At 40.7% G+C, this 10,666-nt stretch carries 3 protein-coding genes; 2 read left to right on the forward strand and 1 reads right to left on the reverse strand.

Annotated features, from left to right (window positions below):
- Window positions 1–204, forward strand: a 204-nt coding sequence (locus ACN0U3_RS14010) for a T9SS type A sorting domain-containing protein (RefSeq protein WP_417266712.1), incomplete at its 5' end; no start/stop codon positions are given.
- A 272-nt stretch (window positions 205–476) separates the two neighbouring features.
- Here ACN0U3_RS14010 and ACN0U3_RS14015 read toward each other — a convergent pair.
- Window positions 477–2,486: a LuxR C-terminal-related transcriptional regulator gene (locus ACN0U3_RS14015; protein ID WP_417266713.1), complete on the reverse strand. Its 2,010-nt coding sequence runs from the start codon at window positions 2,484–2,486 to the stop codon at window positions 477–479.
- Window positions 2,487–2,814: 328 nt separating this feature from the next.
- Between ACN0U3_RS14015 and ACN0U3_RS14020 the strand changes: the two genes are divergently transcribed.
- Window positions 2,815–10,666, forward strand: a 7,852-nt coding sequence (locus tag ACN0U3_RS14020; protein WP_417266714.1) for a fibronectin type III domain-containing protein, incomplete at its 3' end; no start/stop codon positions are given.

The raw sequence follows: 10,666 nt of genomic DNA on the forward strand, positions 1-10,666 counted from the left end.
TACATCAATGCACCAAAATTAAACGGGGAGCAATTATTGGTTAGCATTAGCGACCTGACAGGAAGAAGCATCTACGAGCAGACTTTAGATTGCAGTGCTAATACAGTAACTGTACCTATGGCAGGAAACATTGCTTCTGGTGTTTATCTTGTAACTCTTAATCACGGTGGCGAAGCTCATACCTTTAGAGTAATAAAAGAGTAAAACTTTAAAGACAACATAAAAAATTAGTTTTCAAAATAATAGGCTTACAGACAAAAGTTAATTTTACTATATACGCTGCTATTAATAGAAAAACTAAAATTTTAATCCACTGAAAGTAAAAAATACCAATTCAGTTTAATTAAAAAGAGGGATCCGAGAAGGACTCCCTCTTTTTTAATACATTTTCCCGTCCTGAAATATCGATACACCAAAACCTTAGTATAATGAAAACATCAGAAAACAGTGGGTATATAAAACGTACCCAAAAAAGATTATTCGATTTCTTTTAAACTTAAATCTTTTAAAAAGCTGGAAATGGAAATGTTCCGATCGAGTTCAAGTTTCTTTTTGAGCCTGTATTTATGCTGGTTGACAGATTTAGGCGAAATGTTTAAAAAATCAGCTATTTGTTGTGTTGAATAGTTCTGGCGTATTAGCCCACAATACAGTATATCTTGATCGGTCAAATCAGGGTTTATGCGTTCTAATGATTCCATTAATACAGGGGAAATAGATTTAAAAATTTCCTTTAAGCTATCATTGTGCCTTGTAATTACATCATTTCTTCGCAACTTTCTTATTAAATGGCTCGCATTATTAACCGAATCATCCTTTAGGGCAATAAAAACCTCGTTCAATAAATTAATGTTCGATTGTTTCTCCAATTGGGCGGCTTCTACTTCGTTTTGTTTTTCCTTTAGCTGCAGCTGAAGGAGCTGTTTCCGCTTCACTTCATTGTCATAAGCCAATTTTAACAACTTTTCGTTTTGCTCCTTTCGCAAAATCAATTCCTCTTTTAATTTTTGCTGTGTTCTTAATTTTTCGTGCTCGCTTTCTTTTAGTTGAAGTCTGGCAAGTATGATTTGCCTTTGTTTTCGTTTATAGAAGTAGTAAAAAATTAAGCTGCCCACTACTAAACAGATTAAACCGCTGAGCAATTTATTCTGGTACGACTGTTTTTGGTTCAATAAATTTAAACTCGCCAATTCTTGCTCTTTGTGATGGTTCGTTAAGTATAGGTTCAAGTTGGTTTGTCGCTGTTCGGTGGTCAATTTGTTACGAGCGGCTTCTAACTTATTTTGAAGCTCGTTGTATTTTATCAAGCTATCGGTGTTCTTAAATAACGAATAATATTCGATTATGGCCGATGATATTTCAAGCTGCATCTTTAATTTTTCATTTGGAAGCAAAGCAGTCAATGTGTCTATTATTTGACGGGAAGTAACTTTTATGTCGGGCGAAAGTTCCAAGTGCTCCAATTGATTTTCCTTAATAATCCTATGGGCCAACAACCACCCTTTAGCATAGTGTATACGGGATTTGTTAGCGTATGAAAAATTGATATAAGTAAACAAATATTGGGTTGCCAAATCGGGATCATCGATCAGGAGAACTTCAGCTTTTAATCTATCCACATAGTGATAGCGCGCACTGTTTTCTATTTTTTTATAAATCTCCTGTGCATTATCCAAATATGTCAATGCCTGTTTAGTATCACCAGTAAGTTGATGTAGGGCTAACGCTTTATTTTCAAAAGCAACAGCGAGTCCATTTTTAAGTTTAAATTCGGGAAGAAACGTGTTGATGGCAGAATCGGCATACTTCTCCGTGTTTTTATAATCTTCTAATTCGTAATACAGATTACTTAAAAACTTAAATACATGTCCAGATTTAAGTCGGTTGACAGGATAATCAAAATTTTTGGTTACCTCTAACGCTTGAATTAAATAATAAACCGAAGCATTATAGTCGTCTGAAGATTCAGCACATTTCGAAAGTGCGATGAAGTATTTGAATAAATCGGTAGTTTTAGGGGCATCCGAATTCGCTAAACCACTATAATTGTACAGATAAGAACATGCCTTGGCATTGCCGAATCTACGGTTATAGTAAGAGAATTTGAGGTTTATAAAAATCAGGTCATTCTTTACATTGGGATAACGCTTCCCAACCTCATCAAGCACAACACCAAAAAAATCCAAGAACGGCAGCGCATTATCTTCTAGTTCTAAATTGTGCAACAGATATTTCAATTCATTTAAACGCTGAAAAGCACCTTCAGAAACTGCAAAAGTATCCAGATAAAGCTTTAGGTATTGTTCCTTTCTGTCTGCGTTGCAAAATGCCTGATGGAGATAGGGGTGGATTTTATTCAACTTCTCCCGGTTATCCAATTTTTCAAACGCTTGGATACTTAAAACAGCATTACATTCAGGAAAAGCAAACCCTTTCCAAAACCCCAGAATAAATCCTAAAATGACGATGAAACATCTTAAATTCATTAGTCAAATATACTTTTTTATAATTCAAAGACCTCACAACCCTTTAAAATTAAGGTTGTTCACTCAGTTGTAGACTCATTGTAGACTTCATGGAATAGGAAAAAAATGAGATATAAAGTAGATTTGAAATAAAACAATACTTTAAAAATTCATGTTGTTTTCTTACTGAATTCTACGCTATCAAAAACGGAAAACGCGAAGTGTCTATCAATAAACTTAAAACCCTAAACCACTAACAAGTTGTCTCATTCAAAAAATTTAATTAAATGCTTTTTTTAAGATTGGAGCGTGTTATAACTAAGAATCTATCGACATTAAAATACTATTTATGAAAAAAATTACTCTTTTCCTGCTTTTTTGTATTTTCCTTTTTAAGGCGAATGCCCAGTATATACAAAAAGTATATGTCAACGAAGATTTCTCTACCTATGCACTCCCATCAGGTTGGTCTGCTTATGCAGATCCCGAAAACAAGCATTGGGATATAGGCGAACCTTCCAGTATTATATCACAACTTCCTCCGAATACGAACAATACAGGGATGACTTTTCCCATGGCATATTTTTATTATTATGAGTTTGGAAACCTAGATAAAAATGCAAGTTTGGAAACCAAGCAGTTCGATGTATCTTCATTACCTTCGGAGGGAGCAATAAAGCTGCAGTTCATCTATCAGTTCGAAAAATACAGCTACGGCGCCAATTTTTATGTAGAAGTTTATAATGGTAGTAGCTGGATAGAGGTCTCTCACTTCACAGAAGATTCTGCTAATCCAACCTATTATGATGCAGACATCACAGCAGTCTTGGGAGGTGCAACCAACGCCAAAGTACGTTTTCGGTGGGAAGGCAATTATAGAGCTCATCTTTTTATCGATAAAGTCCACATTTTTGATGTGAATACTATCTGTAATAAACCTAATAACCTAACCACAAGCAACATTACGCCGGTTAGTATGGACCTGAGCTGGGATGCCGGTGGCTCCGAAACCGAATGGCAGATTATTTATGGACAGGCTGGTTTTAATCCGGAAGCAGGAGAGGGCAATTCTATAAACGTATCCAACACCACCACCAAAACCCTTACCGGGTTATTGCCCGACACCGCTTACGATATTTATGTTCGAGGTTTTTGTGGCACCAACGAAAGCTTTTTGTCCACCCCCATTACCACAAGTACAGATTGCACGGGGATTACCGGTTTTCCGTGGCTTGAAAATTTCAATACTACTTATAATTCTTTACCGCCTTGTTGGAATTGTGTAAGTGGATCCGATTTGGGAGGGTGTTTTGCTCCCAGTGCACCTACAGCCTATCCAGGCAACAAGGCCGCTAAGTTTTATGGCGATAACAACATGTATCTTATGCTTCCACCGGTATTTTTAAATGGGAACCAGCAACTTCGCTTCAAAACCTTGGCAGTAGATCAATATTCTACATTTACTTACAAAGTAAAACTCTCGGTCACCAGTAACCAACCAGAAGATTTTAATATTACCCTAAAACCTTCAACAGAGATTAAACATACCACATATCAAGAAATAGACCCTATTTCCCTTGAAGCATATACGGGATATGTGTATCTGGCAATTCATACATCCAATATAAATGTAGATAATGATCCTTATTATTTCGACGATTTTGTGATTGAGGATATTCCCGAATGTGTTGCGCCAACAAATTTGGAAGTGGTATCGAAAACCTATGATGGGATTACCGTAAACTGGACGGGTAACGGCCCAGAATACAAATGGGAAGTGGTTTATGGCCCACAAGACTTTAACCCGGAAACCGAGGGAATTACCGTTTTGGATGATGACGGCGAAACAGGAATACAACTTACCGATTTTAGCCTCGGGGTCCATTACGATTTTTACGTTAGGGCATATAGCAGCAGCTTCAATAAAAGTCCGTTCTCCAGCGTCGGCCATTTTACAGCACCCTGTGATTATAAGGACAACTTTTTTGAAAGCTTTCAAGGATTAACCAATATACCTGACTGTTGGTTCAAGTTGATCGATTCCAACAGTGATAACGCCCACGTTAGAGTAGGAAACTACGACGATTACAACGGAAATAATTCCGTGGCAGAACTGGAAACGGATACAGGAGCGGTCTATTTAATTTCGCCAAAACTGAATGCGCTTTCAGAAGGTTCAAACCAACTGCGGTTTTTTGCGGAAGGAGATTATTTTTCGTCTTTTGAAGTCGGCACAATAACCAACATAAGCGATGCTTCCACTTTTACCAGCCTGGCAACCTACACTACTTCTGGCGCGGGCCAATACAATGAATATTTGTTGCCGTTTTATGAGGACTTAACGGATGAGCAAATTGCCTTTAAAGTTTCAGGGAACAATAGCATCCATTTAGATAATATTTACTGGGAAACCTCTACGTATTATTGTGAAGAACCTACCGATGTAGAGGTGACAGAAGTAGGACAAACCTATGCGAATATTAGCTGGGTTGAAAATGGTTCTGCGGAAGCATGGAAGCTAATTTATGGCGAACCGGGCTTTGATCCAGCAACCGAAGGCACTATTTTTATCGATGATGATGAAGATGCTGGTGAAGCCTTGACAAATTTAACAATGGACACCCATTATGAAGTGTATATAAGTCCCATTTGTGACTCTGGCGATGTGGCAATTACCCAAACCCCAGTCAGTTTCTTTACCGGTTTTTGCAATGGCGATGTTCCGCTCAACATACAAGGAAATGGACTTTTAAAAGTGAATTTTGTCAATCAGGATTTTTTCAGCAACGGAAACACTACTTCTTATGAAGTTTTTACCGATCAAGTAGTTGAGCTTCCCCAAGGCCTAGAAGCCAAAACTTTCGTGGTTTTTCACACCGGGGTCGTTTATCGAACCAATATTTGGATAGATTTTAATGACGATTTGGAGTTGGGCAGCGACGAACTGGTTTTTCAGGGAGAATCCTTGGCCAACAACCCGACAACCTTGGATGCATCATTCACACTTCCAATAAATGCGGCTTTAGGAGAACATCGCATGCGAATTGCCGCAGCGGCTTCCGGCCAAGACATCCCCGACCCTTGTTTTAGTGGCACAGATGGTTTAGTGGCCGATTTTCAGGTAAATATCACGGAAGCACCATCCTGCTTCCCTCCAACTAATCTGTCTGCTACCAATATAGATGGAACCAGCACGCAACTAGAATGGCAGGAAAATGCTTCGGCCACTGCTTGGAAAATTATTTATGGCCCAGCAGGTTTTGATCCCACAACCGAAGGAACTACGCTAATCGATAACGACGGGGTTCCTTCAGTAACGATAACGGGTTTAGTCCCAAATAGCAGCTATGATTTTTATGTCAAAGCCCTTTGTGAAGCAAGCGATGAAAGCCTGCTGGTTGGGCCGGAAAGTTTTGACACGTCCTGCATTCCGCTTGGCGATTTTTCAGAAAATTTTGATGCTTCCTCCAACCTTCCCGATTGTTGGTCAAATCTTATAGACAGCCCAACGCCACCAGCAGACGGTTTTTCATTGATAGAGCCCAATTACAATACTTCTCATTCTCCTTCAAACTCCATTATTTTATGGAACAGCAACGTTCCGGACGCAAAACTGTACTTGATCACACCAGAACTTTCTGCTTTAATTGAAGGCGATCATCAAATTAGGTTTTTTGCATTTTTCAATGGCAATGCTACTTTGGACGTTGGCTTGATAGATACCCCTTCCGATGCTTCCACTTTTGAACACCTGCAAACCATCACGCCAGAAAACGGATTTTATGAATATGTGGTACGGTTTGACCAGCCTTACAATCAAAAACATATCGCTTTTAAGGCGAGTTCCAGCACTGCCAGTTATTCAATTTTTATAGACGATGTGGTCTGGGAGCCAATACCAACGTGCATTCGCCCCAGTAACCTTACCGTTGGGGATATCACTTCAAATTCTGCAGCAATCAATTGGGATTCAGAAAACAATGAAACTTCTTGGGATATCGTTTATGGCGAAGCAGGATTCGACCCCTTGACCCAGGGAACCAATATTACCGACACCGATGGGGTTGAAGGAACAACGCTTACAGGTTTATCTGCAACCACAGCTTATGAGTTTTACGTGAAAGCAAATTGTACTGCGGAAGATGAGAGCAGTCTTTCCGGCCCAAGATATTTTAAAACACTTTGTGCTCCCTTTGAGGGTTTATCCGAAGATTTTGAAGAAACAACCGATTTGCCCGATTGTTGGAGTAGAATTTTAGAGACTACCTCTAATGTTGCATCGGTGGGTATTGTGGATTATGGCGGAATTGAAAACTCCAGTTCCGTAAGGATTTTCAATTATAATTCAGATGCTTCAGAACTCTATCTGGTTAGCCCCGAGCTTTCAAACATCCAAAACGCCAATCATCAGCTTCGGTTTTCAGCTAAAAAAACTGCTAATTCAAACTTGGAAATCGGTACGATGACGGATCCCAATGATGCTTCCACCTATGTCGCGGTCCAGCAAATAAACACAACCTCAAGGTATCTGGAATATGAAGTAGCCTTCGATGGTTATTATCCGGGGCAATACATCGCTTTCAAGACTACGTATAGCAACAGTTCTTCCGCAGAAGTATTTTTAGACAATGTTATTTGGGAACCTATTGCTTTGTGCCCAAAGCCGACCGACCTCACCGCTACCAACATCACGCAAAATTCTGCCACCTTAAATTGGACCAGAGAAGGAAATGAAACAAGTTGGGAAGTAATTTATGGCGCACCGGGCTTTGATCCGGAAACAGAGGGGAATACACTGTTGGATGATGACGGCTCGCCGGGGATTGTTTTAACGGGACTCACTGAAAACGCAACCTACGAGGTTTATGTAAAAGCGGTATGTGGAACGAATAATGAAAGTGCTTTAACCGGGCCAATCAGTTTTATGCTGTCCTGTTCTTCCTATGCCGATTTTTATGAAGATTTGGAAGACGATTTGGATTTCCCATCCTGTTGGTCTACCGTTATAAATTCTTCTGGAACGTATGCGGCCGTTGTTAAAACCTACTCGGGCGGAAATGATAACTCCAACTCCTTTTATCTATACGATTCCAACCAAGATCCTTCAGAAGCACTTTATTTAATCACTCCGGAGTTGTTGAGCTTGAACGGCGGTCGCCAATTTAGGTTTTCCGCCCGAGCATACAACAATCCCATTTTGGAAGTGGGAACCATGAGCGATCCTACCGATGCCAGTACGTTCAACTATATTGAAACAATCAATGCCATTGGCACGATACAGGATTTTACAATGATTTTTGATGAAACCTATACCGACCATTATTTGGCGTTTAGGGCTAAATTTCCCAATCAATATCAATCTATTTATATAGATGATGTGGTTTGGGAGCCAATAACCAATTGCGATGGGCCAACAGATGTCCAAATTTCGAATATTACCGAAAGCACTGCAAAGGTAAGTTGGGAAGCCGATGGCGATGAAACAGCTTGGAGGATTATTTATGGGGAAGCTGGTTTTAACCCTATCATTGGTGGTAATACAATTGACGTTAACGGTACTTCCTTTGAGAGCACGCTGTCAGGCCTTACGGCAAGCACAACTTACGATGTATATGTACAAGCTGTTTGCCCCAACGGCGATGAGAGTTCACTATACGGCGTTATTCCTACGCAATTCCAAACGGGTTGCCCCCCGATAGGGAGTTTTTTCGAAAATTTTGATTCCCTGCCAATAGATGTTATTCCTGATTGTTGGCAAAAACTGATGGAAGATGTTTCCAATCCGGGCAACGTGATTTTTGGCACCAAGGATTTCTCAGCCTATTCCGCACCAAATTTTATGGCCATGTACAATGGTTATGAGCCAAATGCAAAGCTATACCTGGTTGCGCCAATGCTCAATAATTTATCCGACGAAAACCATCAATTAAGGTTTATGGTCAAAAAAGATGCGGGTGCCCATTTGCAAGTGGGCACCATGGAAGATGCTAATGACCCTGCTACTTTTTCAGCAATAGAGACCATTGCCGCCACTTCGAGCTACCAAGAATTTTCGGTGGAACTTGGTGACGTGGACGGCCATCAGTTTATCGCATTCAAGGCTTATTTCACTTTAAATTCACAGGCAGTCTATTTAGACGACGTGGTATGGGAACCGGTTTCCTGCCCCAAGCCTATCGCGCTGGCCACAGATAATTTTAACGGAAATTCAATAGATCTTTCTTGGATTGAAAGTGGTTCCGCAACATCTTGGCAAATTAAATACGATGCAATTGGTTTTAATCCGCTTACGGAAGGGACGTTGGTTTTGGATAACGATGGAGTTCTTGGAGAAAGCATTACGGGATTAAACCCAGCCATTGAGTATGAATTTTATGTGAAATCATCTTGCGCCGAAAGCGAGACGAGTGAATGGGCAGGGCCAAAAAAATTCATCGACGCTCCCATGAATGATGATATTTGCAACGCCATCACGCTGAGTTTGGATGCAGGCTGTGCTGGCGGAACGTACACAAATACCGGGGCAACACTTCAGAATAACGAACCCACCGATAGTTGCTGGGACACTACGGAATATTTACGAACGGTTTGGTTCAAGTTTGTAGCACCGGAAAGTGGTAATGTAACCATTACAACCGAATTTTCGGGCGGGTCGCTTGCAAACAATCATTTTAAGGTTTACGAAGCACCCACAGATTGCTCCAATCTACAAACTTTGGGGGCGGTAACCACGTGTAGCGATATTAATGTGAACGGGGCAACAATCAACCCGTCATACCTTACCCCAGGAGCATATTATTATATTCAGGTGAGTGGCATTGGAAATCTACAAGGCACTTTTTGTATTGAAGTGCAAGAAGAAGCAGATTACTATTATGGCTATGATTATTACGATGCAGAAAATGACTACCGATGGTTTCCCGAAAACCCTGAAAATGCGAACACACTTGTGGATAACGTAGAAATTAAAGTGGATATGGCGACTTTTACCGAAGCTATTGCTATCAAGAACCTAGTTGTAGGACCCGGAGCAAGCCTGAATATTGAGAGCGTGCTCACCTTAACTGAAAGTCTGGTCAATAACGGGGCGTTAACCTTTAAAAGCACCGCAACCAAAAATGGGGAATTGGCGCCAGTGCCAGCAACTTTCACTATGTTGGGAGCTATTACCGTAGAACGTTATATGAAGAATAAACGCTCCTACAGAATGGTGAGTAGCTCAGTAACCACCCCCAACTCCATCCACGATAATTGGCAAGAAGGAGCAACCGGCAACACCGACAATCCAATCCCCGGATTTGGTACGTACATTACAGGAAGCACCACCGACCAGCAGAACGGGTTTGACGGTACGGCAACGGGCAATCCATCTATGTTTACAGTAGATGTCGTAAATCAACAATTTCAGGCAATAACAAATACTGATGTGCATACCCTGACGGCGGGAAACCCGTATTTGCTATTTGTTCGTGGGGATCGGAGCATCGACCTGACCAATAACGAAGCCTCCAGCGAAACCGTGCTTCGTGCCACAGGGTCATTATTCACAGGTACGAACATCCAAAACTTTAACACCGAAGACGCAGGGGATTTCGTGATGTTCGGGAATCCGTACCAAAGCACCGTCAACTTAAACTCGGTTTTTGCGGGTTCAACGAACCTAAATACTAATCAATTTTATGTGTTCGATCCATCTCTTGGAGACCACGGGGCTTATGTTACCGTACTTCTCCCAGGAGGAACTAACACATCCGGTTCAGCAGCCAACGAATACCTCCAGCCTGGTCAAGGTGGGCAGATTGCCACCGCTACTGCTGGCGTTTCATCTGTAGTATTTAACGAAATTGATAAAAGTCCAGGCGAGTTTACCTCAACGAATCGCCCATTGTCTGGAAATGATATGTTAACTGTACAATTATACACTACTGAAAACTTCAACAATGAAGGACCAGTACACGATAGCTTCGGAATTATCTTTGCAGAAGGAAACAACAACGAACTTACAACTGCTGATGCTGTAAAGCCAATGAACTTCTATGAGAACTTAGGTATTAACCACAACGGAACTTACTTGAGTATCGAACAAAGAGATATGCCACAAGCAGCTGAGGTGTATTCAATGTTCACAACAGGTTACCAACAATCTGAATATACTTTAAAAGTTATTGTTGATGGTTTGGATAGCACTGTTCTTTACCTTG

Source organism: Brumimicrobium sp. (assembly GCF_048268645.1).
Lineage (GTDB): Bacteria > Bacteroidota > Bacteroidia > Flavobacteriales_D > Crocinitomicaceae > Brumimicrobium > Brumimicrobium ulvae.